General features: G+C 59.0%; 30 protein-coding genes and 1 tRNA gene. 16 read left to right on the forward strand and 15 right to left on the reverse strand.

Features of this window, described 5'->3' with window-relative positions; genetic code table 11:
• Window positions 1–43: 43 nt before the first annotated feature.
• Both ASH01S_RS05210 and ASH01S_RS05215 read right to left on the reverse strand, forming a co-directional pair.
• Complete coding sequence (locus ASH01S_RS05210) at window positions 44–772, reverse strand: type 1 glutamine amidotransferase (RefSeq protein ID WP_067924702.1); 729 nt, start codon at window positions 770–772, stop codon at window positions 44–46.
• On the reverse strand, window positions 741–2129 hold the full coding sequence (locus ASH01S_RS05215; RefSeq protein ID WP_245628936.1) for a Mur ligase family protein: 1389 nt from the start codon (window positions 2127–2129) through the stop codon (window positions 741–743). Before ASH01S_RS05215 ends, ASH01S_RS05210 begins: the two co-directional genes overlap by 32 nt.
• Before the next feature lie 138 nt (window positions 2130–2267).
• Between ASH01S_RS05215 and msrC the strand changes: the two genes are divergently transcribed.
• Genes msrC through thpR form a run of 3 tightly spaced genes read left to right on the forward strand, consistent with a single transcriptional unit; the run spans window position 2268 to window position 3743 of the window.
• Window positions 2268–2759 (forward strand): free L-methionine (R)-S-oxide reductase MsrC, encoded by a 492-nt coding sequence (msrC, locus tag ASH01S_RS05220; protein WP_067924705.1) that lies wholly within the window; start codon window positions 2268–2270, stop codon window positions 2757–2759.
• 49 nt (window positions 2760–2808) lie between these two features.
• Entirely contained in the window at window positions 2809–3168 is a 360-nt protein-coding gene (locus tag ASH01S_RS05225) for an arsenate reductase family protein (RefSeq protein WP_067924708.1), read from the forward strand.
• Complete coding sequence (gene thpR, locus ASH01S_RS05230; RefSeq protein WP_067924710.1) at window positions 3165–3743, forward strand: RNA 2',3'-cyclic phosphodiesterase; 579 nt, start codon at window positions 3165–3167, stop codon at window positions 3741–3743. Before ASH01S_RS05225 ends, thpR begins: the two co-directional genes overlap by 4 nt.
• Before the next feature lie 42 nt (window positions 3744–3785).
• Here the strand turns inward: thpR and ASH01S_RS05235 are convergent, their stop codons facing one another.
• The 3 genes from ASH01S_RS05235 to ASH01S_RS05245 form a co-directional block, all read right to left on the reverse strand.
• Window positions 3786–4742: an MBL fold metallo-hydrolase gene (locus ASH01S_RS05235; protein ID WP_067924713.1), complete on the reverse strand. Its 957-nt coding sequence runs from the start codon at window positions 4740–4742 to the stop codon at window positions 3786–3788.
• The gene (locus ASH01S_RS05240; RefSeq protein ID WP_067924715.1) at window positions 4743–6230 is read right to left on the reverse strand and encodes an FtsW/RodA/SpoVE family cell cycle protein; all 1488 of its coding nucleotides are present in this window, start codon (window positions 6228–6230) and stop codon (window positions 4743–4745) included.
• 142 nt (window positions 6231–6372) lie between these two features.
• On the reverse strand, window positions 6373–6648 hold the full coding sequence (locus ASH01S_RS05245) for a hypothetical protein (protein ID WP_067924718.1): 276 nt from the start codon (window positions 6646–6648) through the stop codon (window positions 6373–6375).
• Window positions 6649–6884: 236 nt separating this feature from the next.
• Between ASH01S_RS05245 and ASH01S_RS05250 the strand changes: the two genes are divergently transcribed.
• Both ASH01S_RS05250 and ASH01S_RS05255 read left to right on the forward strand, forming a co-directional pair.
• Complete coding sequence (locus ASH01S_RS05250) at window positions 6885–8054, forward strand: FtsW/RodA/SpoVE family cell cycle protein (RefSeq protein ID WP_067924721.1); 1170 nt, start codon at window positions 6885–6887, stop codon at window positions 8052–8054.
• 107 nt (window positions 8055–8161) lie between these two features.
• Window positions 8162–8455 carry a hypothetical protein gene (locus ASH01S_RS05255; RefSeq protein WP_067924724.1) on the forward strand — a complete coding sequence of 98 codons (294 nt, stop codon included), beginning with the start codon at window positions 8162–8164 and terminating at the stop codon, window positions 8453–8455.
• A 43-nt stretch (window positions 8456–8498) separates the two neighbouring features.
• Here ASH01S_RS05255 and ASH01S_RS05260 read toward each other — a convergent pair whose 3' ends face one another.
• Window positions 8499–9113 carry a peptidase associated/transthyretin-like domain-containing protein gene (locus ASH01S_RS05260; protein WP_245628937.1) on the reverse strand — a complete coding sequence of 205 codons (615 nt, stop codon included), beginning with the start codon at window positions 9111–9113 and terminating at the stop codon, window positions 8499–8501.
• 18 nt (window positions 9114–9131) lie between these two features.
• The gene (locus ASH01S_RS05265; RefSeq protein ID WP_083516837.1) at window positions 9132–9752 is read right to left on the reverse strand and encodes a SpoIID/LytB domain-containing protein; all 621 of its coding nucleotides are present in this window, start codon (window positions 9750–9752) and stop codon (window positions 9132–9134) included.
• Between the two features lie 165 nt (window positions 9753–9917).
• Between ASH01S_RS05265 and ASH01S_RS05270 the strand changes: the two genes are divergently transcribed.
• The 5 genes from ASH01S_RS05270 (at window position 9918) to ASH01S_RS05290 (ending at window position 14182) form a co-directional block, all read left to right on the forward strand.
• Complete coding sequence (locus ASH01S_RS05270; protein ID WP_067924726.1) at window positions 9918–10442, forward strand: YwhD family protein; 525 nt, start codon at window positions 9918–9920, stop codon at window positions 10440–10442.
• Window positions 10443–10484: 42 nt separating this feature from the next.
• Window positions 10485–11993 (forward strand): aminotransferase class I/II-fold pyridoxal phosphate-dependent enzyme, encoded by a 1509-nt coding sequence (locus tag ASH01S_RS05275; RefSeq protein WP_281178198.1) that lies wholly within the window; start codon window positions 10485–10487, stop codon window positions 11991–11993.
• A 5-nt stretch (window positions 11994–11998) separates the two neighbouring features.
• Window positions 11999–12472 (forward strand): thioredoxin-dependent thiol peroxidase, encoded by a 474-nt coding sequence (bcp, locus tag ASH01S_RS05280; RefSeq protein ID WP_067924729.1) that lies wholly within the window; start codon window positions 11999–12001, stop codon window positions 12470–12472.
• Window positions 12473–12498: 26 nt separating this feature from the next.
• Entirely contained in the window at window positions 12499–12852 is a 354-nt protein-coding gene (locus ASH01S_RS05285; RefSeq protein ID WP_067924732.1) for a HesB/IscA family protein, read from the forward strand.
• A gap of 79 nt (window positions 12853–12931) precedes the next feature.
• Window positions 12932–14182 (forward strand): HD domain-containing protein, encoded by a 1251-nt coding sequence (locus ASH01S_RS05290; RefSeq protein WP_245628938.1) that lies wholly within the window; start codon window positions 12932–12934, stop codon window positions 14180–14182.
• 34 nt (window positions 14183–14216) lie between these two features.
• On the opposite strand, the gene ASH01S_RS05295 is transcribed toward ASH01S_RS05290, so the two are convergent.
• Complete coding sequence (locus tag ASH01S_RS05295) at window positions 14217–14840, reverse strand: DedA family protein (RefSeq protein WP_067924735.1); 624 nt, start codon at window positions 14838–14840, stop codon at window positions 14217–14219.
• A gap of 275 nt (window positions 14841–15115) precedes the next feature.
• Here ASH01S_RS05295 and ASH01S_RS05300 point away from each other — a divergent pair, with 275 nt between their 5' ends.
• Window positions 15116–16318: a glycosyltransferase family 2 protein gene (locus ASH01S_RS05300; RefSeq protein WP_174520720.1), complete on the forward strand. Its 1203-nt coding sequence runs from the start codon at window positions 15116–15118 to the stop codon at window positions 16316–16318.
• 34 nt (window positions 16319–16352) lie between these two features.
• On the opposite strand, the gene ASH01S_RS05305 is transcribed toward ASH01S_RS05300, so the two are convergent.
• Complete coding sequence (locus tag ASH01S_RS05305; RefSeq protein ID WP_067924740.1) at window positions 16353–16667, reverse strand: YunC family protein; 315 nt, start codon at window positions 16665–16667, stop codon at window positions 16353–16355.
• Window positions 16668–16848: 181 nt separating this feature from the next.
• Here ASH01S_RS05305 and ASH01S_RS05310 point away from each other — a divergent pair, with 181 nt between their 5' ends.
• Both ASH01S_RS05310 and ASH01S_RS05315 read left to right on the forward strand, forming a co-directional pair.
• Window positions 16849–17028 (forward strand): hypothetical protein, encoded by a 180-nt coding sequence (locus ASH01S_RS05310; protein ID WP_067924745.1) that lies wholly within the window; start codon window positions 16849–16851, stop codon window positions 17026–17028.
• Between the two features lie 77 nt (window positions 17029–17105).
• Complete coding sequence (locus tag ASH01S_RS05315; RefSeq protein WP_245628939.1) at window positions 17106–17540, forward strand: divergent PAP2 family protein; 435 nt, start codon at window positions 17106–17108, stop codon at window positions 17538–17540.
• Window positions 17541–17573: 33 nt separating this feature from the next.
• Here the strand turns inward: ASH01S_RS05315 and ASH01S_RS05320 are convergent, their stop codons facing one another.
• Window positions 17574–17831 (reverse strand): hypothetical protein, encoded by a 258-nt coding sequence (locus ASH01S_RS05320; RefSeq protein WP_067924751.1) that lies wholly within the window; start codon window positions 17829–17831, stop codon window positions 17574–17576.
• Window positions 17832–17937: 106 nt separating this feature from the next.
• Between ASH01S_RS05320 and ASH01S_RS05325 the strand changes: the two genes are divergently transcribed.
• Entirely contained in the window at window positions 17938–18423 is a 486-nt protein-coding gene (locus tag ASH01S_RS05325) for an NUDIX domain-containing protein (RefSeq protein WP_245628940.1), read from the forward strand.
• Window positions 18424–18504: 81 nt separating this feature from the next.
• On the opposite strand, the gene ASH01S_RS05330 is transcribed toward ASH01S_RS05325, so the two are convergent.
• Window positions 18505–19371 (reverse strand): 2-oxoacid:ferredoxin oxidoreductase subunit beta, encoded by an 867-nt coding sequence (locus tag ASH01S_RS05330; RefSeq protein ID WP_067924756.1) that lies wholly within the window; start codon window positions 19369–19371, stop codon window positions 18505–18507.
• 1 nt (window position 19372) lies between these two features.
• Window positions 19373–21097 carry a 2-oxoacid:acceptor oxidoreductase subunit alpha gene (locus tag ASH01S_RS05335; RefSeq protein ID WP_067924758.1) on the reverse strand — a complete coding sequence of 575 codons (1725 nt, stop codon included), beginning with the start codon at window positions 21095–21097 and terminating at the stop codon, window positions 19373–19375.
• A 377-nt stretch (window positions 21098–21474) separates the two neighbouring features.
• On the opposite strand from ASH01S_RS05335, the gene ASH01S_RS05340 reads away from it, so the two are divergent.
• Window positions 21475–21915 (forward strand): DUF86 domain-containing protein, encoded by a 441-nt coding sequence (locus tag ASH01S_RS05340; protein WP_067924766.1) that lies wholly within the window; start codon window positions 21475–21477, stop codon window positions 21913–21915.
• Window positions 21916–21925: 10 nt separating this feature from the next.
• Here ASH01S_RS05340 and ASH01S_RS19470 read toward each other — a convergent pair whose 3' ends face one another.
• On the reverse strand, window positions 21926–22432 hold the full coding sequence (locus ASH01S_RS19470) for a 3D domain-containing protein (RefSeq protein ID WP_281178195.1): 507 nt from the start codon (window positions 22430–22432) through the stop codon (window positions 21926–21928).
• Window positions 22433–22559: 127 nt separating this feature from the next.
• Between ASH01S_RS19470 and ASH01S_RS05350 the strand changes: the two genes are divergently transcribed.
• Window positions 22560–24290: an ABC transporter substrate-binding protein gene (locus ASH01S_RS05350; RefSeq protein ID WP_083516842.1), complete on the forward strand. Its 1731-nt coding sequence runs from the start codon at window positions 22560–22562 to the stop codon at window positions 24288–24290.
• Between the two features lie 6 nt (window positions 24291–24296).
• On the opposite strand, the gene ASH01S_RS18400 is transcribed toward ASH01S_RS05350, so the two are convergent.
• Together ASH01S_RS18400 and ASH01S_RS05355 are read right to left on the reverse strand one after the other, a co-directional pair.
• A tRNA-OTHER gene (locus tag ASH01S_RS18400) sits at window positions 24297–24400 on the reverse strand.
• A 106-nt stretch (window positions 24401–24506) separates the two neighbouring features.
• Window positions 24507–25646, reverse strand: a complete 1140-nt coding sequence (locus ASH01S_RS05355) for a site-specific integrase (RefSeq protein WP_067924771.1) — start codon at window positions 25644–25646, stop codon at window positions 24507–24509.
• Window positions 25647–25652 lie beyond the last annotated feature (6 nt).

Here is a 25652-nt window from a genome sequence, read left to right on the forward strand (position 1 = left end):
GGGGGGGGGGGGGGGGTCGCCCGTCCGCGGCGCCGGCTGTCAGCTACACCCGCGGCAGTTCCAGGCGGCGTTCCAGAAAGGCGTCGTGGGCCGCCTGTTCCCACTCGTCATCCAGCGGTTGGAGCAGAGTGGGCATGCCGGCGTAGTCCATCGCCAGCCGCAGGATGTGGTCGGCCAAGCGTGGATTCTTGGGTAGCAGGGGACCATGGATGTACGTGCCGATGACATTTTGCCAACGCACGCCCTCCAGGCCGTCGCGGCCGTTGTTGCCGTGCCCCTTCAGCACCTTGCCCAGGGGCTCATGGGCATGCTCGGTGCGCCCGCCATGGTTCTCGAATCCGACGATGGTGCCCAGTTCCTCTCCGGCGTCAATGGCGATGTTGCCGGTCAGCCGTGGGTGGCCGGCGTGGGTGGCGAGGTCAAGCAATTCGAGTCCCTCTACCTTACGGCCGTTGGACAATTGGTAGTAATGTCCGAGCAGCTGGTATCCGCCGCACACGGCCAGCACGGGTAAGCCGGCGGCCACTGCGTGCTGCCAGTCCGACCGGTGCTTGACCAGGGTATGCGCCACCAATTCCTGTTCTCTGTCCGATCCGCCCCCGAGCAAGACCAAATGGTACTCCTCGAAGCGCGGCCGTTCGCCGGACAGCACGGGGATGACTTCAACGTCCACGCCACGCCAGCGGCAGCGCTGCGTCAAGACACGGATGTTGCCCTTGTCTGCGTACAGGTTGAGCAGGTCAGGATACAGATGTGCGATACGCAGTTTCATGGGAGTACCGGTTCACCTTTCGTTGCAAGCGTTCTGCCATCGGATACAGGGCCGTGTAGGTGCAGAGCACATAGACGGGCGCGCCCCCAAGCTGATGGGCCAGCGACAGACTCGCTTCCACCGCCTCGTCCAGGTCCGGCTTCACCTGCATCTGCTTCACAGGGTAGCCTGCGTATTTCAGCCGCAGGGCCATATCCTCGCCGCGCAGACCGGTGGTCACCACACCGAGCACGCGCCCGGCCTCGGCCAGCAGTTCGAAGTCTGCGTCCCACAACCAAGAGACGTCCCTCCCGTCGGCCGCGAGGTCGTTGATGGCAATCAACACGACTTTGGGCGCCGATTCGTGGCAAATGGCCTGCAGCACACTGTCGCATCCGGTCGGATTCTTGATCAAATTGAGGATAGACTCTGGATCCGTACGGAATACCTGCATGCGGCCCAGAGGGGGATGAAAAGCGTCCAGCCCCTGCTGAATCGGTCCGCGCCCGAGTCCGCAGACCCGAGCGGCGGCGATGGCGCACAGGGCGTTGTAGATGTTGAACAATCCGCGCACAGGCAGGCGAAACGCGACGTCCGGTTGACCGGGCTCCTGCAGGTGCAGTGTAGACCCCTCAATGCTGGCTCGAAAGTCCGGGTGCGGCCGGAAGAAATCACCGTGAGGACAGCGATACACGCCCAGTTGCCCGTAGAAAAAGCCTTCATAGTCTAGGCGCGCTCCGCATTCCAGGCAAAACGCGCCGTCGCGCATCTGTTCGCGCGGTTGCGTGCTCAGGTGACGCTCGTCCAAACCGAAGTACAGTACGCGGCCAGGATGGCCCAACCCAATGCGGCGCGCGAGCGGATCGTCCCCGTTGAGAATAAGGACCGCTTCCGTGGCCGCCAGGCCCTCGATGATTTTCTGCATGGTGCTGTCCAACTCTCCGTAGCGGTCGAGTTGATCCCGGAACACATTGGTCACCGCCGCGACGCGAATCGGAAAACAGTCCGCGACCAGCGGCAGAGTAGCCTCGTCAATCTCCAGCACCGCGGTCTTGGCCCGCAGGCGGCCCCGCCAGTCCGTGTGTTTGATGAGCGCCGCCGCCAACCCCTGCCGCATGTTGGCTCCTTCCGCATTTGTGACAATGGGGCCTTCTTGCCGCATCATGCTGGCCAAGAGCGATGTGGTCGTGGTTTTGCCGTTGGTGCCTGTGACCACAATGCAGCGCTCCAGCTGTCGCCCCAATTTCGTCAGCAGTCCCGGGGATACGCAGAGCGCCCACTTGCCGGGCAGGCTGGTTGCCCGGCGGCCGACCAAGCGCAGGACGAGTTCTATCAGTTTTCCCACCCAGATTCCGAGCACGCTGTCCACTCCTTGCACACGCGGCGACTCCAGGTTCGGACCGAAAGGACTGCCTTGGCCCGTCTGACCGCTTTCTGGATTATACTATACCATGTGCCGGGAACGCGTCGATGACCTGTACCTGGGCGCCGGTGGAGGAAGAACGGAGGCGTGGCCATGTTTCAGGAAGTGAAAGTGGATCGTTCTTCGAAAGAGGCATTTTACCAGGATGTGGTCCAGCAGGCGAAGCACCTGTTGGCGGGAGAGAGCAACTGGATCGCCAATCTGAGCAATCTGTCGGCGCTGCTGAATCTGCACCTGCAGGATATCAATTGGGTTGGATTCTACTTATGGAGCGAGGGCGACGGGGAGTTGGTGTTGGGGCCATTTCAAGGCAAGCCCGCCTGCGTGCGCATCCCGCACGGGAAAGGGGTCTGTGGAACGGCGGCGGCGCGGCGGGAACCGGTGGTGGTGGAGGATGTCCACGCTTTTCCCGGCCACATCGCCTGCGACGCCGCTTCTCGCTCGGAAGTGGTGGTGCCCATGCTTCATCGGGGGCAGTTGCTGGGCGTCCTGGATGTCGACAGTCCTCGCACGGGGCGTTTTGACGCCCAGGATGCGGCGGGGCTTGCCCGGGTTGTACAGGTGCTGCTGGAGACCGTATCTTGAACAGAAGGCGCTGGCTGAGAATTGAGCAAGGAATGAAGGAGGGGTCGACATGGAGTTTTTTGGATATCGCCGTTGTTCCACTTGCCGGAACGCTCATAAATACCTGAAGGAACACGGCATCAACGTGGAGTTTCAGGATCTGGTGGACAAGCCTCCGACGGCAGAGCAGGTGCGCCGCTGGGTGGAGGCGCTGGGCCAAGGGGTGGAGCCGTTTCTCAATCGACGCGGCACACGTTTTCGCGAGCTCGGCTTGAAGGACGCTCAATTCACGGAGCAGGAGTGGATTGACAAACTGACCACCGATGGGAAGCTGTTCAAACGCCCCATTGTCATCGCGGACGGCGAGGTGATCGTCGGTTTTGACAAGCCGGCGTATGACCAGCTCATCGCCCGTAGGGCAACCGGGTGACGGCGGTGGCACGCCTGTTCATCGGTGTGGAGTTGGACGCGGCGGCGAAGGAGACGCTGCGCCGTTGGCAGGATCGGCTGCGGGCATGGGGGGTGACGGCGCGCTGGACGCGCGCGCCCTTGCTGCACATGACGGTGTTGTTTCTCGGTGAGGTGCCTGAGACCGACGTCGACGCGGTGGCCGCTGCCTCCACGTATATGTTGGCGGAGGAGCAGGCGGTGGTGCTCACGGTTGATCGATTGGGCATGTTCTGGCGTAATCGCATTTTGTGGGCCGGCACACCGCCCGCCTGCGCAGCCGAGTTCGCCCGGGTGCATCATCGCCTGGCGGCGGGGCTGCGGGCGGACCTGGGTCTCGTTATCGACGACCGGCCGTTTCAAGCCCACATCACCCTGGCGCGTGATCTTCACCGACCGTTTCCGACGGACTGGCTTCGCCATCCGGGTTTCCCCGATGCGGGATTTTGCATGCCCGTGAATGCGCTCGCCCTGTTTGCCTCCGAGCGCCCAGCCGGACAGGTGGTGCATCGGGCCCTGGTGCGGCTTCCCTTCGGCCGGTCCGCCGGACGTTGCTGATGAGAGGGGCGCTCCGCTCCGGCCGCCGGTCGGGGGCTGGTGCTATTCGCTCTGGCGGTCGCGGCGGCGCTTCTCCGCATATATCAACAGCCCCATCGCGTCCAGGATGATATCAATGTCGAGGACGCGGACGTCGCCGATGTTGTGTCCCTGCGCGGCCAGGTCGTGCTTGACCCATTCCCGCAGCGCCTCCGCCACCGGATCCACCGTGATGCCGGGATAATATAACCTGTCTATCAAGTCGGCCATAGCCTGCGCCCCGCGCAGGGTTCCGGCTATCGCCTCCTCCTTGGGAGAGCGCCCGAAATGGGTATGATAGACCCATTGAAAAGGCACGCCGCGCAGCATCCTCATCGTGTTGTGAACGGCCTCGGGATCAAAATCCACAGGGGAAGTGGAGGGCATCACCCACTCAAATTCCCAACCAGTGAACAAGGTGCGGTAGCGTATGCCCACCGCGTCGCCGGCAAACAGCGCGTCCGACAACGGATCTAAAATGGTGAAGTGGTGTTTGGCATGCCCGGGGGAGTCGAAGAAGGTGAGGGTACGCCGGCCAATGTTCAATGTGTCGCCGTGCTCGCGGATGATGATGCGCTCCTCTGGGACGGCTTCGGGGCGGCCAAACAGGCGTTCCACGTTCGATCCGTAAACCTCGCTCGCCCCCTGCCAGAGGCGGGACGGCTGAGCCATGTGCCTGGCGCCGCGCGGGTGGACGACAAGCTTGGCGTTCGCGGCCTTGGCCATCGTTTGGCCAGCCCCGCCAGCGTGATCCAGGTGCACGTGGGTGACAATCACGTATGCCACATGATCCGGCCGCACACCTAGTTCCTGCAAACCCTGCCACAGTTGTTCTTGGCAGTTGGCGGCCCCCGTCTCGATCACGGTAACCTGCTCGTCAAGGATGACGTAGGCCCCGGTCCGACCGCGCAACCCTTGTTCCAACAGGTCAATCTGCCAGACGCCATTGCCCATGTCCACAAGATAAGCAGGATTTCTCATTTAGTCACGCTCCTTTCTGTTCGGCTTTCGGCCCTTGCGCGGCTTGGGTGAGTTCGCTTGACTGCGGGAACGCTCCCGCCAGGAGACAATCACCGGGTCGCGACGGCCTCGTTCCCGCTCTCTGGGACTGATGCTTGCGGCCATCTCCTGGCGCGAACGCCAGCTTTCGCGGTGCGGGGTTTCGCCTCGCAGCCGCTTGGGGCGCAGCGGGGTCACGCTGGCGCCTCGGCTGCGGTTTCGAGGCGTGCCTGTGTATCCGGCGGAAAAGGCGGGCGTCGTGCGCTCTCGGCGTTTTGCCTGGGCGAGTTCGGCGCGCGCTTCCTCGACCCAGATGACATCGGCGAGTTGGTCGGCGTCGGGCTCTTCATCCAAGGTATAGCGGGAAATGTTCAAGAGGATGCCCATCGCCGTCAGGTTGACAACCAAGGACGTACCGCCGTAGCTGATAAACGGCAGGGGCACGCCAGTAACCGGCAGGATGCCGGTCACCGCGCCCAGGTTGATGAACGCCTTAATCACGATCATGCTGGTCAGACCGACGGCCGTCAGAGCGGAAAAACGATTTGGAGCCTTGCGAGCGATGGCGAATCCCCGCCACGCCAACACCCCAAAGGCGACCAGCAGGGTGACGCCGCCGACAAACCCCCATTCTTCGACAAAAACGGGAAAAATGAAGTCCGCCTGTGGCACCGGGAGGTACCCGGTCTGAGCGATACCCATGCCGAAACCGCGGCCGAACCACCCGCCGCTGGCCATCGCTGTCCAGCCCTGCAGCACTTGGTAGCCTGTGATGCCTGGGTCCGCGAACGGGTTCAACCAAGCGCTCATCCGGTCGGATCGATAGGAGGACAGGTACGCCGCGGCAAGTATCACCGGAATCATGATCAATCCCAGCACGAGCAGCCGCCGCAGACGGACACCCGACGCGAAGACGACCGACAGGCTGGTGGCCAACAGGGTGAGCGCGGTACCCATGTCCGGTTCCGCCAACACCAGCAGGACTTCCAGCGCGATGACCATCAATGCGGGCCGCAAACCCAATCGAAAGTCGTCGAGGAGGACAACTTTCCGAGTAAAAAAGTATGCGAGGTATATGACGCTGAGAACGATGGCAATCTCAGACGGTTGGATGTGAAAGGAGCCGCTGCCGAACCAACGACGGCTGCCGCCGGAGACGTGACCGATGCCGGGGATCAGCACCATTCCCAGCAGCGCGAAGTTGATCAGGAGCAGCAGCACCGCCCTGCGGTACCACTGTTCGTAGTGCACCCAGTGCATGAGAACACTGAGGACGATGAGGCCAATCCCCGCCGCCGCCAGTTGGCGTATGGCCATGTTAGCGGCGGAGATGGGCGTCTTCGGATGCGTCGCGCTATAGTGCAGAGCGGCCGGCATGCTGGCTGAAAAGATGGTGACCACGCCCACAGCGCAGAGCAGGACGATGGTGAAAAACAGGACGTAGTCCGGTTGATGGCGCTGGCTTTCCATGCGATCACCTTCTTCAGCCAGGAATCGACAACGGTATTCCGACTTTGCTTGTTCGACACAGGCTGAAGAATTCCCTGCCGGCACCGGGAAACGCTGTTCTCCTGCATTGTGGCACATTGTTCCAGCCTTAGGGCGATCCGTTTCACCACCAGTGCAGGCCAATCGCTGTGATGCCGAGAATGGCGGCCAGCGGGATGGCGATGTGCCAGCCTCCGCCCGGCATGCCTGGTCCACCACCCCAGGGCCCCATAGGATAAGGCCGATAGGCGAGTTTCTGCACGGGCAACGGGTGTTTGACTGCTCCCAGGATGATGTGGTGTTTGCTGCAATGAATGACTACACCGTGGAAGGTGCCGAAAATGGTGTGGCACTGCACCGGCTGCCCAAGCAACTTTCGTACGTGTCGATGCGTAACCATAAGCAACTACCCCTTTCCGCGTTCGCCTGCAGTTTATGGGGCATTTGCCACTTAGGGCGCGGCGCATGCACAGATTGTTCACTGCGGTTCCCGGCACGTTTCGCTATAATTGGAGGAGTGGTACTGTTGGGCAAGCGAACGAGATTTTGGGGCGGTTCCTCCGGCAGTGCTGAAGGCCGAACGCTGCACAGCGGCCATGGATTTTGAATCGGGATAAAGGAGACCAACCGCATATCATGCAAAAGTCGCTGCGTCGAATGGACTGGATTCTGGTGGGGGTGCTGGTGGTGCTGGCCGCCTGCAGCTGTGCCTCCTTATATTCCTATGCGCTGGCAAGAAACCTACCCCTTCATGGTCTGCACGCCGACTGGTTGAAGCAAGCCATTTTCGAGGTTCTGGGGCTCGTAGTCATGGTGGTGACGGCCCTGTTTTTCGACTATCGGACGCTGCGCAAAGTACGATGGCCCCTGTATGCATGCACGACCCTGCTGTTGTTGGTCGTGTTCCAGATGCCGGCGATAAACGGGGCCCAGGCCTGGATTCCGCTGGGGGGCGGTTTTCAGCTGCAGCCCTCAGAGCTGGCGAAAGTGAGCATGATTGTTCTCTTGGCTCATTACATGGCCAAGGTGGAGGAATCGGAACATCCGCAATACGGCCTGCGCCACTTGCCGGCGCTGGCCTTGATTCTGCTGATTCCGTTTGGGTTGACGCTCAAGGAGCCGGCTCTCGGCCAGGCGCTGGTCATGTTTGCCATTTTCATGACCATGTACGTTGTCTTCACTACTCGTATATACCTGACGCTGCTCACCTTGGTCTTGTTGGGCTTGGTGGTCATCTGCGGCATAGCGCTTGACCATCCCTCTCAGTCCGCGCACTTTGTCAACGACGTCTTGGTCAAGCATCATTTGCTGCAGAGTTACCAGGCGGACAGGATTCTCACCTGGTTGGATCCGAAGTACGACTTGCAGCATACGGGCTATAACGTGCACTGGGCGCAAATCGCGATTGGCAGCGGCCAGGTGTTTGGCGAAGGCTGGCTGAACGGCACCCTGACCGGCCATGTTCCGAATCAGGAGACAGACTACATCTTTTCCTTGATTGGTGATGAGTTCGGCTTTGTCGGTGGCAGCGTACTGGTGTTTTTGTTCCTTATCCTTGTGTATCGGCTGGTGAAGGTGGCGGCCATTGCACAGGAACCGTTCGGCGTGTATCTGGCCGTCGGGTTTGTGGGCATGTTCGCCTTCCAGGTGTTCGAGAACATTGGCATGGATGTGTACCTCAGCCCGTCCACCGGGATTACGCTGCCGTTCGTCAGCTATGGGGGTACTTCCGTGCTTGTCAACTATCTGTGCGTGGGCATAGTCCTGAGCATCTCCCTGCGACAGAAGAGGCTCCGCTTTGCGTGAGAAACGGCGGCGGTCGGACATGGGACAGGGCGCTGCCGGACATACTACCTTCACCTTCTCTTTACCGGGGAGGAAAACACCGGTTTCAGCGGGAGGAGGGAGAGGGAGTGTTTCAGGTCCGCGGCGTGCCGATGCGGGAAATTCATGGACTTCCTTACGCGGTGCACCAGGTCGGCGAAGGGCAGTGGCAGATTGTCATTGAGAACTGCCCGCGCTATCCTAGTGGTTACAGGTTCCATCGGATCTATCATTCGCAGCAGGAGGCGCTGCAATCGCTGGCGAGTTGGCCTGGTCACCGTGAGGATCCGCGCGTGGCCGGTGATGACACCGGTGTTGTAGCCTGGCTGGCGGAGGAGACCGCCCGTCCCGAGACCAGCCACGCGGGGGATGAACCTTCCTGATTGGACGCGGCGGGGCTTCTCGGGCCGCGTCCGCACCTCTCATCTAGCGATTAGGGTCTTGCCAGCCTTCCCCCAGCTGGGAGTTCCTGCGGAACCTATCCACGAGTTCAATCAGCCAAAGATGGTGATACGGCACCTGGTACAACACCGGCTCAATCCGCCGGTCCTCCGGTCCAATCTTGTACATCCACACCGTGGCTTCGGAGTCCATTCCTTCGTGCGTGCGGATGCCCATGTGAATGGAATCGCGATACCCGTTCTTGTAGGCGATAACCGTCAGTTGCCCGTGCAGTTCTGCCACCAGCGGACGAAAGCGCGGGTTGCGAATGACGGGCGCATCAAACCATGGGGTATAGCCGTTGGCGTCTGTGCGCAACCGCTGCTCCGTTTCTACCAGGACCACCTCAGCGCCGGGCAGCGGCTGCAGGGTCCGGCCGTCGATGACGTGCACGCGCAGACGCGCCGTAGGCCATGGGGCGTATGGATCCAATCGGTCTCTCGATGACGTGCCCGGCTGTTGCACGGGGACGCTGTGTTGGCCTGGCTCAGACGGTGTCGTGGCCTGGGCGGTGATGTGCGGTGTCAAGACGGCGGCGATCACGCATGCCGACGTGATCCTGCGGGCAACCGATGGGAACAAATGTCGCTGCGGCTTCATCATGGTCAGCCTCCTTTGCTATGCGCGGACCTGCCGTAATGCGCGTTGCTGATAATAAAACTGCAGGATCTGAATGTAATTGCGGCCGCGCTGGGCCCAGTATTGGCTGCCCCATTGAGCCATCTTCTGGGCGTTGCGGTATTGCCAGTTGGGGTCATTCGGAATACCGGCGCGATAGTTGAGCTCGATAATCTCTCCGTTCGGCTTGACGTAGGCGTAGCGACGGATGGACGTGACCGCGCGGTTGGTGTCTGGCTGCCGTGATAGATAACGGAAGGTTTGAAAATTCGTGGTGTTGTCCACGTCAAACGTGAAGCCGTCAATGGTGATTGGGTGCAGATGATGGTACCAGGCAAACATTTTTATGGCCATCGCGCCCGCTTTCAGTGACTCGGAGTGCCAGGACGGCATCCATTCGTTGGGCAGGACGTCTTCACAGTATTGGTAAAACGGCACGCTCTGCACCCAAACAATACGTCCCCGCGGGTCCGGTTCTCCGTTGGGATTGTTCTCTCGGATTGCCACGCGGATACTGGCTGGTTCCTGGGTGTTGTCCACAGTCGGAGCGGCATACGCGGCCGTGGGACTGATGAGGCCAAGAGCCACGGCAGCGGAGACAAAGACTCTGAACTTACTCATCCAACCATCCCCTGCTTTCTTCTTGGCTGTTCTTTACAATTCCCCGAAGTTCGGTGAACATGCATGGACATCCAGCTGTCCACAGGGTGTGGCGCAACGGCCGTCGCAGGGGGTACAATGCATGGGGAATCCCATAGTTCGACTCTGATTGTGGAGGTGGCACAGATGGAGCTGTTGCGGTTGACGAGCCGTCCGAAGCCGAGCGCTGACAACCAGATGCGCGGGATGTCAGCCGTGATTATCGATGGAGATCGGGTCTTCGTGGACAACGGTGCCATCCATGCCAAGAGCGGAATCGAGCGGGGCATTCGCTTTGTCAATAACCGGGACGAGGTTCCCAATCCACGACGGGCCTGGATTTGCTGGGTGACCTTGCATCGTTTCGACACTCCCGGCGGCCAGGGCAAGGTCCAAGGGTATTACGGTTTGCAGGCATTTCCGATAGACATTGACGGGGAAGCGAAGGTTGGGTACAAGTCATTGGCGGAATCCGTGAACAAGATGGGATACGCGGTCAAAGGCTGGGTTGACATTCGCGACATGCCTGAGAAGGAGCGCATCCGTCTGCGGGATTTCCTAAAAGGTCTGCGCCCAGATTTATGGCAGGCAGCCAGCCCAGAGTTTCTGTCCGCCTTTGCGGCCGGAGAGGCGGAGGGTGAATCAGGCGCGGGCAGTGCAAGCAACTCCTAATTATCCATCAGCAACGTGTTGGGGGGAAATCGATTGACGGATATCGGCGCAGCGGTGGTCTCTGTCAAGGACACACCTAAGTCGCGGGAAGGGCGTCTCGACCAGGATCAGACACCGCTGTTTGATGCGTTGTTGGAGCATATCCAGAGGCATCCGATTCAGTTTCATATTCCGGGCCACAAGCAAGGACGCGGCATGGAGTCGCGGTTTCAGCACTTTCTTGGGGACCGCGCCCTGTCCTTGGACCTGATCAATATCGCACCGTTGGACGACCTTCATCACCCGACAGGCGCCATTCGCCAAGCGCAGGAACTGGCCGCCGCGGCGTTTGGAGCCGACGTGACATTCTTTTCGGTACAAGGTACAAGTACGGCCATCATGACCATGGTTTTATCTGTGGTTGGCCCAGGAGACGTGATCTTGGTGCCGCGCAACGTGCACAAGTCCGTCCTGACTGCCATCATGTTGGCCGACGCGCGGCCGGTATTCCTGGCGCCCGAGGTCGATGTCGACTTGGGTATCGCGCACGGGGTGTCCGTGGAGACCGTGGAGCAGGCGCTGATCAATCATCCGGAGGCCAAGGCCCTGTTGGTCATCAATCCAACGTATTTTGGCGTGGCAGCAGACCTCGTTCGGATCGTAGAGCTGGCGCATGAACGGGGCATTCCTGTGCTGGTCGATGAGGCGCACGGTGTACACACACACTTTCACGAGAGCCTGCCTCCCTCGGCCATGCAGGCGGGGGCGGATATGGCCGCCACCAGTGTGCACAAGCTGGGGGGATCGATGACCCAGTCAAGTGTGCTCAATGTGCGCCAGGGCCTGGTCGACCCCAGGCACGTGCAGGTGATTTTCAGCATGTTGACCACAACTTCGACCTCCTATCTGCTGCTGGCGTCTCTGGATGCGGCCCGCAAACAGTTGGCTCTGCATGGACGTGAACGGGTGGAACGTGCCTTGCAGCTCGCCCGCTACGCGCGGCGGCAGTTGGCCGGAATTCCTGGCATATACTGCGTAGGCGGAGAGATTTTGCGTGACAGCGCCACGTATGCCATGGATCCAACAAAATTGACCATCTGCGTCAAGGACCTGGGCTTGCGCGGCTATGACGTAGAGCGCATGCTGCGCGAACAGTTCAATATTGAAGTGGAACTGAGCGACCTGTATAACATCTTGTGCATCATATCCTGGGGTGACACGGAGGAGGACATCGACCAGTTGGTGGATGCCCTGTCGCGGATTGCTCAAGGGTGCAGCCAGAAGCCGCATCCAGCTCTCAAGGTGCAGGTGCCTTCGCTGCCGAAATTAAAAATGTCTCCGCGGGCCGCCTTTTACGCGCCGACCGAGGTGGTTCCGCTGGCTGCGGCGGTCGGACGGACGATTGCCGAGATGATTATGGTGTACCCGCCGGGGATTCCGGTTTTGTTGCCCGGTGAGGTGATCACTCAGGACAACATCGATTATATTGAGGAAAACCTTAGGGCGGGGCTGCCGGTTCAAGGCCCGGATGACCCGGAGATCCGGTTCATCAAAGTCGTACGGGAGGTGTAAGCTCGATGGCCGATGTACAGGTCGGGGATTTGGCTCCCGATTTTACCCTTCCTTCTCATACCGGAGAGTCGGTCACACTCTCGAATCTGAGAGGGAAACAGGTGGTCCTGTTCTTCTATCCGAAGGATCAGACACCGGGCTGCACGCGGGAGGCGTGTTCGTTCCGCGACTTGGCCACGGAGTTCGCGGCCGCCGGGGCCGACGTGTACGGCATCTCCCGGGACTCGCTGCGTTCCCACGAGCGCTTCGCGGAAAAGCATGCACTGCCGATGCCGCTGCTGTCGGACGCAGATGGCGCGGTGTGTGCAGCCTACGGCGTGCTGAAAGAGAAGCAGATGTTCGGCAAGAAGGTGTTTGGCATTGAGCGCACCACCTTCGTCATCGACAGTGACGGGCGCATTGCCAAGGTGTATCCGAAGGTGAAGGTGGACGGGCATGCGGACGAGGTTCTCGCTTTCGTTCGCGAATTGGGGGTATAATGGGGCTGACAGGGAGGTATGCAGTCATGGTGACCTTAACGGATGCCGCTGTAAGCAAATTGCGTGAGTTGATGGCGGACATGGGTCCGGACGAGCAAACCCTGCGCATTTTTGTGAAGCCCGGCGGGTGTACAGGTTTCAGCTACGGAATGGCGCTGGATCAACCGCAGCCGAACGACTTGGTGTATGAGATTCAGGGCATTCAGGTGGCCGTCGACAAAGACAGTGAACGCCTCATTGACGGCTCCCAAGTGGATTTCGTCGATGACTTCAGCGGACAAGGATTTCGGATTGAAAACCCGAATGCGACTTCGATTTGCGGCTGTGGATCCAGCTTCCGGACTGCCACAGAGGCGGGACAGCCTGGAAGTTGTGCCTGACGGCCACATTCAGGGCCCGGTCTACGGGCCTTTTTTTTCACCAGTTTTTTCAGGGAGGTGGACACACCTGTCTCGGTTCGTGAAGGTGTTGAAAGACCCGGTTCACGACGAAATCCTCGTCGAGGACCCGTGGATTTGGCGGCTCATCAATACGGCGGCGGTACAGCGGCTGCGCCGCATCCGCCAGCTCGGCACATCCTATTTAACGTTTCACGGCGCTGAACACAGCCGCTTTACCCACTCGCTGGGCGCATACGAAACCATGCGCCGGGTGTTGCGATACCTGCAAGAAGAATGCGGTTGGCCGGGCGAAGAGCGTGACAGGAAACTCGCCTTGGCCGCCGCTTTGCTGCATGACATTGGGCATGGTCCGTTCTCGCACACCTTTGAAACGATTTTTCCCGTGCATCATGAGCATTGGACGCGCCGCATTCTGCTGGAGGACCCGGAACTGCAGTCGGTGCTGTCCAGCATTGATGCCCAGTTTGCGAGCGACCTCGTGGGCATTCTGCAAAAATCGGGGCAACACGCGTATATCCAGCAGTTGATCAGCAGCCAGTTGGACGTGGATAGGATGGATTATCTGTTGCGGGACGCGCTCATGACGGGCGTTTCCTACGGTCGTTTTGAGCTGGCTCGGTTGATTCGTTCCTTGACGTTGCGGGACGGGCAGGTGCTGTTGAAGGCGAGTGGGCTGCACACTGCCGAGCAATACATCTTCGCCCGCTATTTTATGTACACCCAGGTCTACCTGCATCCGGTCACCGTGGGCAGTGATGTGCTGGTGGGACAAATTTTGCGCCGAGCTTCGGAGCTCTGGCAGGAGGGCCGGTTGGCGGACATCCCGCGGGAGTTCATCGTCCTGCTCGGAGAAGGGGAGGAGGAAGTGTCGGTCGCCGATTACATGGCCATGGATGAATCGACGCTGCTGTACGCCTTCCGCCTGTGGTCCCATGCGGACGACGTCATCTTGGCCGATTTGTCCACCCGGTTTTTGAACCGGCAGCTGTTCGCAGCAGTGGTGCGAGACGAGCCCACGCCTGAGCAGTGGGCGGCGCTGCGGACGGCGGCGCGCGCCTTGGGATTTCATCCCGACTATTATATTTGCGGCAGACAATCGGCCATCGCCGGATATCTCTATCGCGGCGAGGGCATCGCTCTCCTGGAACCGACCGGCACGGTGACCGAACTGAGCCGGCAGTCGCGCATCGTCCGTTCGTTGGTTCCTGACATGGAATATCGACTGTTTTTACCGAAAGAGATGATAGGCGGACAGGACTCGATGTGTATGCGGGTTCGGTCCATCCTGGGCCTGGACATGCCGACCTGAGACGTTATGTCTGGGAGAGGAACAAATCCGACCATCACGGTCGATGCTCCGTTTGGCGCGCGGAATGCCGCCGGGTAGTCCTGCTGCGGCCAAACCAGTACCAGAGCACGCCAGCGATGAGCACCACGGCTCCGAGCACGGTCAGCGGCTTGAGGTAGATGTCCACGAGTTCCCAGTGTTTTCCGAGCTGGTAGCCAAACACAGTGAGCGCTGTGTTCCAGATCCAAGAACCGATGGCGGAAAATAAGAAAAACCGCGCCAACGGCATGCGTCCGATGCCGGCTGGCAGCGAGATGAAGGTGCGTACGCCGGGGAGGACCCGCCCGATGCAGACGGAAAGGCTTCCGTGGCGGGCGAACCACGTTTCTGCCCGCTGGAGATGCGCTTCGTTGAGCAGGACGTAGCGGCCCCACCTGAGAATGAACGCTCGGCCCCCATAGACCCCGATGAGGTAGGCCAGCCAACTGCCGACGAGGTTTGCCAGGGTCGCGATGACGATAACACCAAGGAGCGGCAAATGGCCTCTGTAGACCAGGTACCCGGCAAAGGACATGACAACTTCGCTGGGAATGGGGATACACAAACTTTCCAGGGTCATGAGGACGAAAATGGCGGACAAGCCGTAATAGGTTACAAAAATGTCAAGTTGTGGGATCATTCGGCGCCTCCTCAGAATTGTGCTCGTGTATGGTCACGTTCGTCATCCGTCTTTCAGCATACCGAGAACGAGAGTGAGTCGTTTCGGCACCATCATACATGAATGAAACAAAACTGTGAAAGATGAGGACGAGGTGAGGGCAAGGGGTGGTCCGCATTCGTTGACAGCGAGGCCGAATCTCCTCAAAATGAGGTAGCGTGGGTCATCCTACAGGAAAGCTGAGGGATAAGACCGTGTCCCTGGTGCATATTATATTGAATACTTTGTACCTATTGATGCAGCTGTTCACGGGCGTCATTGGCGTGTATCAAATCCTGACTTCCCTGTTTGGCGTGTGGCATCGCAAACGACCCATCACTTTTCACCCGCAGAAGCGTTTCGCGGTTATCATTCCGGCCCACAATGAGGAGCGTGTAATAGGTCCGCTGGTCGATAGTTTGATGGACCAAGACTATCCTCGCCGATTGGTTGACATACATGTGATAGCGGATCACTGTACGGATCATACCCGCGAGGTCGCCGAGCGACACGGAGCCTTGGTGCATGTTCGTCATCACGAAGAAAACCGTGGCAAGGGCTACGCGATTGAATGGATGCTGGAGCGGTTGTGGAAAGGGCCCGTTCAATACGACGCCGTCGTGATGGTCGATGCGGACAATCTGGTGGCCCACGATTTTCTGCGCCGCATGAACCAGCGCTTGTGCGAAGGCCATAAAGTGATTCAGGGTTATTTAGGGGTGAAGAACCCATTTGACACATGGGTCAGCGTGTCTATGGCCATCTCCTATTGGTTCAGTAACCGGATGTGGCAAAATGCCCGTCAGAACCTGGGTCTCTCCTGTTCGCTGGGTGGGACGGGGCTGTGTATCGACGTGGGTCTGTTGCGCGAGATGGGCTGGGGAGCCACCGGTCTGACCGAGGACCTGGAATTCGGCGTGCGCTGCGTGGAGCGGGGCATTTTGCCTATATGGGATCACGATGCCAAGGTGTACGACGAGAAACCGACAACCATCCTTGCCTCCGCCAGACAGCGGCTGCGGTGGATGCAGGGCCACTTTCATTGCGCCCGCCAGCACATGTGGCCGTTGATTAAGGCGGGCATTCGCGAGCGCGACTTCGCGAAGATTGACGCGGGCATCTATTTGTTCCAGCCCATGCGGTTTCTTATCTTGTTCTTGACTTCGCTGATGATGCTGTTGCAGGTCACGCCGCATACCACGCCGTTGTCCCATGTGACGTCCTTGCTGCCCACTCAGTTCTGGGTCGGCGTGAACGTGTTTTTGTACCTGCAGATGCCTCTGGCGCTGTTGCTGGAACGGGTGAATTGGCGGGCTTATTTTGGTCTCATCATTCTTCCGTTCTTTCTCTGGACGTGGGGTCCTGTGGTTCTGCAGGCCTATTTTACCAAAGGCAACCGGAAGTGGGCGCATACGGTTCACAAACGGGCCATTCGTCTGGATCAACTGCGCAGCCGTTGATGCATAGCGTACTTGAGAATGCCGCTGGACGGGATTACAGTGCTGCTTTGTACATGCGCAAAAGAGCTTCGCGCACAGGCATCCCGGCCGTGATGCCCAACGCTTCCGCCGCCTGAGTGCATGATTCCACCTGTCCGTTCAGCAGTTCATCCAAGGTGCGCACCCCGGTGGCTCTGGCCGCCACAATGTTGCGGGACGCTAGTTGCTCACGCAGCAAACGTATGTCCAATGCTCCACACATCACGTATCCTTGTTCGCATTGGATCATCAGAAGGTTGGTCTTTGGCAGCTGCACCTCAATCTGTATAAAAGTGCAGTCGTCCAGGAGCAGCGGGGCCACGTGTATCAATTCGCATCACCTCCTGTCTGGCGGAGTTCGTCAATCGCTGCGGGCACTGTTATGATATGGGGGAATCGTCTCCATGGTGCATGTGTCGTCGGTTGACCAGCGGTCGTCGCAGGCGACATGGTGTGGTAGGATGAAGATAGGTTTGTCTACCCGGACGTCAGTGTGAGGAGGACCAGTCGGAATGAGTCAAACGGCGCGCATCGACATGATTCGAGCCCTGTGCGATGCACATGGTGCGTCCGGCTATCCGACGCGTTACATCCACAGTCATGCGGCGGTGTATCCTCAGCAGGATTTTGATCACGGCGTGGCCTTGCTGGTGGAACTGGTCAAACGCCTAGCAAGGCGACAGTGGAATTGATTCAAAACGATTGAGTTGAGGCTATGAGCGAGCATATACAAAATTTCCTAATCGGATTATGGCAGAATGCTCCACTGATGGCGGCCATCAGCGCCATCGTGTTTGCTCAGGTGCTGAAGGTGCCGATAGAGTATTTGCAGCACCGTGAGTGGAACCTGCATAAAGTTGTGGACGCGGGAGGCATGCCGAGTGCCCACGCTGCGGGCGTGGCGGCCTTGACCACCACATTGGCCTGTGTGGTCGGGCCGTCTTCGCCTGTGTTCGCGACGGCGGTCGTATTCACTGCGATTGTCATGTACGATGCCGGGGGCATCCGCCGCCATGCAGGTGAACACGCAGTCCTGTTGAACCGCTTGGCGATGGAGATTGCCCGCTCCGGCATTTATCTGGAACCGTCCGCGACGTCGGAGGGTGAACGGCTCAAGGAAATCCTCGGGCACGAACCTCGGGAGGTTCTAGTGGGGGCAGCCATCGGCGTGATCATAGGGATTGTGTTTGGCAAGTGGTGGTGAAGCAGCGTGTGCGTTCTCTTGTCGCGCGCAGATCTAGGCCTGTCGGTGGATTTTGTCCAGCAGCTCCTGCAATGCTTCTTGGGCCGACGGCAATTCCCGGCTTCCATATACCACGAGACGGCTACCCTCCCGCGGGACGCCGATTGCGTAGTAGGTGCCGTCTTGGTTGGCGAACAACTCGATGTCGTAAATGTTGTCCGCCGTCGTGTATTCGTATGACTCTTTGCGGCGCAAGAATGTGTTCTCTGGGACGGTAACGGAACGGAAAGCCTCGTCCGGAACGGATGTCATGATCGATGTCCTCCTCAGCGCGAGTATGGATGAAGCGCTGCCGTCTGGGAGGCACCTCCCCGGCAGCGCCGCCTTCTCGTGATCACGAAAGGAAGCGATGGCAGTGATGCACGGAGATTCAACCTGGCGACAGGCCGTCGATGTTCGGCTGAACCGTCCCTCTGTGAAACGTCCACACGCGGTGTTGGTCTTCCCAGTGTACCAGGGTTTCATCGTGTGGGTTCAACACCCGCAGCGTGGTTGGGAGGTGCCGGGCGGAAAGTGTGAGCCGGGCGAGTCAGCCCATGCGGCGGCTCGACGCGAGACGTGGGAAGAATCCGGAGCCGTAATCGAGAAACTGACGTGGTTGGCTGAGTATCAAATTCCACAACCGACCGGAGGTCCATGGTACAAATGGGTCTATTGGGCGGAGGTCCTCCGCTGGCAAACCAAGCCGGATACGAGCGAGACGGTGGCCGTGCGGCTGGGAAAACTGCCCGACCCGGAGCGAATCCAGCAAGACCAAGCCGTCAGCCCCGTGCTGAAGGACCGTGTATACGTTCAGTTATTTCCTCTCCTGAGATCCCGTCTCATCCCTTATGAATCCGACTAAATTGAGCCTCGCGAAATCCCACCTGGCTTAGCTGCGAAACCAGGGCAGGCGAATGAATTAGACGCCCGCCCTGTCGCTTGGTCACGCAAATTGCTTCAGCGCATTCTGGAAAATCTCTCCGCTGAGGGTGAGGTCCTCCTCGACCAAGGCTCGCTCGGGGTAGCCCGGGATCTGGTCTTCGTAGGGTACCCGCGAGTCGTCCCGGTAAATCAATCCCGTGGCCAGTCCTCCCGTCTTCACGACCATTTGCATGGCTGCCGCGCGGTCCGTCGGATCGTAATCCGGTACCTGGTCCAGGTTGTACACATGCTCGCGGAACCAGTCGTAGGTGTTGATCTTGTTGTACGTAACGCAGGGACTGAACACGTTGACCAGCGCAAACCCACGGTACTGAATCGCCTGTTCAATCAGTTGAACCAATTGATTCACGTCGCTGGAAAAACCCTGTGCCAAAAATCCGATACCGGCGCCCAATGCCACCTGCGTGGGGATGATGGCGTTCTCGATGTTGCCCTGCGGGGTTGTCTTGGCCTCAAAGCCGTGCGCACTGGTAGGGGAGTGCTGCCCCTTGGTCAACCCATAGATCTGGTTGTCCATGACAATGTAGGTGATGTCCATGTTGCGACGGACCGCATGCATGAAGTGGTTGAGACCGATGCCGAACCCGTCGCCGTCACCGCCGGCGGCGATAACCGTCAGATGGCGGTTGGCGAGCTTCAGTCCTTGTGCGGCAGGCAAAGCCCTCCCATGCACGCCGTGGAATCCGTACGTGTTAATGTATCCGGAAATGCGCCCGGAACAGCCGATGCCGGACACAATCGCCACCTCGTGCGGCTCCTTGCCCAAGGCCGCCAAAGCGCGCTGTATGGACGCTTGGACAGAGAAATCGCCGCATCCCGGGCACCAGTTGGGCCGGACGTTGTTGCGGAAGTCTTTTACCGTTGCCACTTCAATTCATCTCCTTGCAGAACTCGTAGATCTCCACCGGCAGGATGGCCTGCCCGTTGTATTTGAGAAAGCTGTGTGCGTTTGGACAATCCACACCGAAGAAGGACATGAGGTGGCGAAGCTGCGCTGTGGCGTTGTTTTCGACCACCACGACCTGCTTAGCGCCGGAGAGGGCTGCCTGTAGCTGACGTTTCGGGAACGGCAGAATGGCGTGGATGTGCACATGGGCCACCTTGAGGCCGTCCCGTTGCAGCCACTCCTTGGCCTCTGCAATCGCCCCGATGTTCGATCCGATGCCCACAATGGCGATATCTGGGGATTCGTCACCGGTCCTCACGACACTGTCTTCGATCTCCACGCCTTGCAGCTTGCGCATGCGCTTCTCCATCATCTGTTTGCGGTTGCCGGCCGTCTCGTTCGGGCGTCCTGTCTCCATGTGTTCCACGCCTGTGACGTGGTGCAGGCCACCTTTAGTGCCTGGGAACACACGTCTGGACACGCCGCTGTCGGTTAATCGATAGCGGGGGAATTCGCCGCCCGCTGCCGCCGCCAGGTCTTCTTCACTGGCCACCGCGCCGCGGTCGATGACCACATCTTCCAGGCGCAGCGGCTCGGTCGTCTGTTTGCTGAGCGACAGCTGCAGGTCCGTCATGATGATGACGGGGCATTGATACCGTTCCGCGAGGTTGAACGCCTTGCCTACGACGGTGAAACACTCTTCGGTGGTCGCGGGATTGAGGACAATTTTCGGGATTTCCCCATGTGTGCCAAACAATGCGGCCAACATATCGGACTGTTCCTGCTTGGTCGGCAGACCTGTGGACGGGCCGCCGCGCTGCGTGTCAATGATGACGACCGGGGTTTCCGTCATTCCGGCCAGACCTATCGCCTCCATCATCAGCGACAAACCAGGGCCGGCCGTGCAGGTGAAAGCCCGGGCCCCACCGTAGGCGGCCCCAATGGTCATGTTGATGGCCGCAATCTCATCCTCCGTTTGGACAACCACACCGCCCACCTTCGGAAACTGTTTAATCAGATATTCCATGACATCGGATGCCGGTGTGATGGGATAGGCCGGCATGACGCGCGCTCCCGCCGCCAAGGCGCCAAGACCGAGCGCCTCGTTGCCCATCATGAATAGCCGTCTCGTACCATCCGCCGGACGCAGGGCGAACTGCGGATCGGCACCGCCCAACTCTCTCATATAGTTAAATCCACGGGAGATGGCCTCCATATTTTGATCGACGATCCGCTGGCCTTTGCGCAGGAACCGTTCTTCCACGACTTCCCGAAAGGTGTTGATGGGAAGACCGAGCAGACAGGCCGAAGCCCCGAGGGAGACCATGTTCTTCATGATGGCCGATCCACATTCTTCGGCTATCTTGGTTAACGGGATGGAAAATAACCGCACGTGCTCTGGGGCGGTGGGGTTGAATTTGCTGTCGGCGATCACAACGCCGCCTTGCCGCACCTCTTGGACGTTCACGTCAATGCTCTCTTGGTCGAAGGCCAACAAAACGTCGGTATAATCGGCAATCGAGCGATATTGCTTGAGGCTGACACGGACCTTGTCGTTGGAATGACCGCCTTTGATGCGAGACGAAAAATGACGGAATGAATACACATAATACCCTTGGCGGTTTAGCGCAATGGCGAACGTCTCGCCGGTACTCTCCACGCCTTCTCCTTGTTGACCGCCAACTTTCCACGAAAGTTGCTCCAACATTTTGTCTTTCACTCCTCCAGAATGACTCTGCCTTCCACCTTCATGGTGTATCCCGACGGCGTGGCAAAAACCCATGACCTTCACGCGCACACTCTACAACCGACTGCGCCCAGGCTTTGAGGCAGCCGATCCGCTTGCGCGGCTCCCGAGATCATGGGTACGATACAGAATAGGTCTTACGACCATCATCATTCACGACCTCTATGGACTCCCGGCAGAGGTGGCACAATCCTGGTATTCGTTCGCCCACTATCGCTATTATACTGTAACGGCAGTCCTGAGAAAACTGATATGGATGGAACTTCTGGAGGATTGGCATAGGCTGGATGATGCCGTGGCGTCTATCGTCGCGGGACACAAGAGCGGAGGGATGCTTGGTGTTTCTTACAGACGCATCGCTGGCTCGGATTGAGCAGTGTCTGCAAGCCGTGGCGGAACGCGCCCGGTGGCTGCAGGGGTTGTCCGAACGGCCGGCGGGATGGAGTGAACAGCCGGAAACGCGGTGGGCGGCGGAGCGGGCCCTACATGTGGGGATAGAATGCGTGACGGACGCCGCCAATGAGTTGATTGACGCGCTGGTTATGCGTGAGCCGGGCGGATATGTGGACATCCTGCGTGTATTGATGGAAGAAGGGGTGCTCAAGCGGGAGTGGTTTGAGCGCTTCACCGGCGCCTTGAACCTGCGGCAGGACTTGGTCCGCCATTATCTTGTCCTGGATCCGCGGCGAGTGGAGCAGGCAGCGCGGGAGTACAGCCCGATGCTGCTTGAGTACGTCGAGCAGATGCAGGCCTATATACAACGCGAACGAGGTCTGTGAGGGATATGCCTTATCCCGATTTGATGTTTGCTGGCGGTAATATGTATACGCGCACGTGGCGGCGCACACCAAAACGGATCGCCTCTTGGGTGGATGGCAGCAGGACGTCGATGCGTCGGCCGCGTATGGCTCCCCCCGTATCTTCGGCCACGCGCCAGCCAATCCCCTCGATGTAAACATAACTCCCTATCTGGATTACGGACGGATCGACCGCAATCGTTCGGAATGCCGTCGCCCGAGTGCCGCTGGCGGTGATGCCAAAGCCGCGTGTTCCCGGACGTTTTCCGGTCGACCCCGGGTCCAGAGCGTAGGCGGTCAAAGTAAAATTCTCCAGTGTCTGATGTGGGGTGGAATCGACGTCAGCGTCCTGGATGGACGCAAACGCCGCCACGGCCGCCTCGACGCTGCGGCGTTCCGCGTATGGATGGGCCTGCGCCTCCGTCGCTCGGCTATAGCCCACCATGTCTGCAACCACCGTTGCCATGAGCATCACAGCACGCAGTCTCGGTCGTATCATGGCCGGTAGCATAGCCGCCCGCGACGGTATTTATGCATGGATGTCTTGGGCGAGCGAGCGGTGAGTCATAATCTATCACCGCGGTTAATAGAGTAGCCATGAGGACCATGAGTCGGGAGGGCGTGCCATGAAACGGGCAGGGAGAGGATGGTGGATGATCGGCTCCGTCGTGGCTGCGGCCGCAGCAGCTGTAGAAGCTGCTTGGCATCAGGCGCCAAGCGGTGCCCCCAAGAGTAAGGCCGATTCCGCCGTAGCCGTGAAGGCATCCTCGCCGACGCGGCCGCGGGCGGGAGGTTCTATCTCCCTCGATGTGCTGGCAGAGAAGGTTGATTTGGATCCAGCCAGTGCCTTCGATCCTGTATCGCAGCCGTTGGTGCGCCAGCTTTATGATCAACTGGTCACCTACGATGCCGACTCGCACAAGGTGGTCCCCATGGCCGCACAGTCCTGGACCGTCTCCAAGGACGGGCGGACCTACACATTCCACCTGCGCAAGGGCATGCATTTCTGGAACGGGGACGCGGTTACGGCGCAGTCATTCGTCGACGAATTGAAACGCGTCCTCAACCGGAAGTTGAAGCCCCATCCCTGCCCAGCTCCCAGTTTTTTCTTCACTATTGACGGGGCGCCCGAATTTTACAACGGAAAATCCAAATCGATTGCCGGTGTGAAGGTGCAATCGCCCTATACGCTGGTGTTTCACTTGTCGAAGGCCCAGGACGATTTTCTTGATATTCTGTCATTACCGTTTCTGTCCGCTGTGGATGAGGCGGGCAAGCCCAGCTTGGGCCACGCAATGGGGCTGCAGATGGGGAGCGGGCCGTTTCAGCCGGTTCGTATAAGTGCAAAGCGCTGGGTGTTTCGCCGCAATCCCCACTATTGGCGCACGGACCGGTGGGGGAGTCACTTGCCCTATTTGCAGGAGGTGGTTCTGCACCCAGTGCGCGATCCGGACCTGGCTGCCATCGACTATGAACAGGGGCTGGTGGCGTGGATTGCCCCGAGCCTGTTGGCGGACAATCGCATCTCGCCGGCCTCCTGGCGGAGTCTGAAATCCCATCCGGCTTTGCGATCCGCTGCTGCGGTCAAGCCTGGGGACACGGTCTGGTATCTGGGGATGAATGTGAAGAAAAAACCATTCACGGATGTGGATGTCCGGAGAGCCATAGCGTACGCCGTGGACCGGACTGCTCTAGCTCGGGATAGCGGATCGTTGACAGCAGCAACCGGTCTCCTCCCGCCGGAGACGGCAGACCAAGAGGGGATCAGCGCGAAGCTTGTTCCGTTTGACCTCGGCAAGGCCAAGTCGCTCGTGAAACAGTCCGGTCACGGGCACCGTGTCCGGGTGAGCCTGTGGTCGTCCAGCGGCGACGGACAGTCCGCGATTGTCAGCAAAATCGGGCAAATGCTCACCGAGGCAGGCTTTGAGGTCAAGCAGCGCCGTGTTTCCTTTACTAAGTTCCTGCGTGCTCAGGAGACCGGCCAAGTAGGACTCTTTTTCGAGGGCTGGCGTGAAGACCTGCCAGACGCGGATGACTTTCTAGAATTGTTCCAGTCAGACAATCCACCGGCACTGAATCCGACACAGTACCATCGCACACAAATCGATCATTGGCTGGCTGCCGCGGAGTCATCGGCCAGTCCACAGAGGCGGGCACAGCTGTACCAAAAGGTCAGCGCAAAAATCATAAAGGACGCTGTGATTGTACCGATTGGCTATCCGTTGCTTCAGTACGTGGTCCAACCGGAGATTCATGGTTTCACGGCCGTACCGGGGATCCCCACATCATGGGCGCAGGTGTGGGTGGAACGAAAGAGCGGCTCCCCGGCGAGAACCGGGAAGCCGCGTCACGACTAGGATTCTTGGCGGAGAGGGTGGGATTCGAACCCACGGTGCCCTTGCGGACACGGCGGTTTTCAAGATGGCCGCTCAGTGTTTTTAGATGTTTATTACCGTCCATGCTATCCACAAAAATCCGCGCTATGACTGAATTTTTTCGGTTTCGTTTCATGGCGTTCGAAAGTGTTTCAGGCAGTGCGTTTGCAAACATGTTTGCAAGTCGGTTTGCAACCTTTAGTTCCTGCCGGTCTTACGGAAAAGCAAATCATCAAACCGGTCAGCCACCTCACGCTGCAAACCGGGCAAGACATGGGAGTATGTGTCCAACGTGATATTAATGGTGCTGTGCCCCAGCCGCTCGCTAACAATCTTCGGATGCACACCTTGCGCCAGCAGGAGTGAAGCATGGGTATGTCGCAAGTCATGAAATCGGATTTTTGGCACATCCGCCGCTTCCAACGTACGATACCAGGCATTATCCAAAGTACGGGGATATAGTGGTCGGCCATCCATGCGTGCCAGCACAAAACCATTGTCTTGATAAGCTGGCCCGTAGAGCAGCCGTTCCCCGGCCTGCAGTACGCGGTGGCGGCGGAGCGCTTCAATTGTTTCAGGTGATAGCGCGACAGCACGCCGACTGCGGTCTGTCTTGGGCTCATGAAATATGGGCCCTTGTTTGGTCCATGTGACCGTCTGATTGACATACAGAACGGCATTATCCCAATCAATATCCGCCCAACGCAGCGCGAGAATTTCACTTTTCCGCATCCCCGTGAGGATCGCAAGTGCAAACGCGATGTAGAAACGAGGCTCGTTTGTTTGGGCGACGGAAAGGAATTTCTGCGCCTGTTCTGGTGTCCATACTTTCGTACGCTTAATCTCTGGCCGAGGCGGGTCTACAGCGTCAGCCACGTTGCGAGCAACCATTCCCCACTTGACGGCACGGTCCAGCGCTTCATGCAACAGAAGGTGGACGTGTAGTATCGTACGATTTGAGAGTGGCTTATCTTGTTCCTGTAGACGACGATAGAACGTCTGCAGGTGAGGTGGCCGTAAATCCTCCAGCTCGATGTGGCCAATGTTCGGGATGATATGCATGCGCGTCAGCCATTCATAGGTGCGAAAGGTGCTGGGACGTACCTGGGCCTGTTTATCTTTGAGCCAGGCGCGTAGGAAGGCTTCTACCGTTTCTTTTGTTGGCGGCATATAGGTTCCCGAGTTTATCTCCTGCAGCTTAGCAGCCATAGCCTTTTCGGCCGCCCTTTTCGTGTCGAATCCAGAAAACCATTTTTGGATTCGTTTTCCGTTCTCATCCCTGCCCACGTCGATCACAAAGCACCATTTGCTGCCACGCTTCCGCACATGTCCTTTCATATTGAC

Origin of the sequence: Alicyclobacillus shizuokensis NBRC 103103 (genome assembly GCF_001552255.1) — a bacterium.
GTDB lineage: Bacteria > Bacillota > Bacilli > Alicyclobacillales > Alicyclobacillaceae > Alicyclobacillus_G > Alicyclobacillus_G shizuokensis.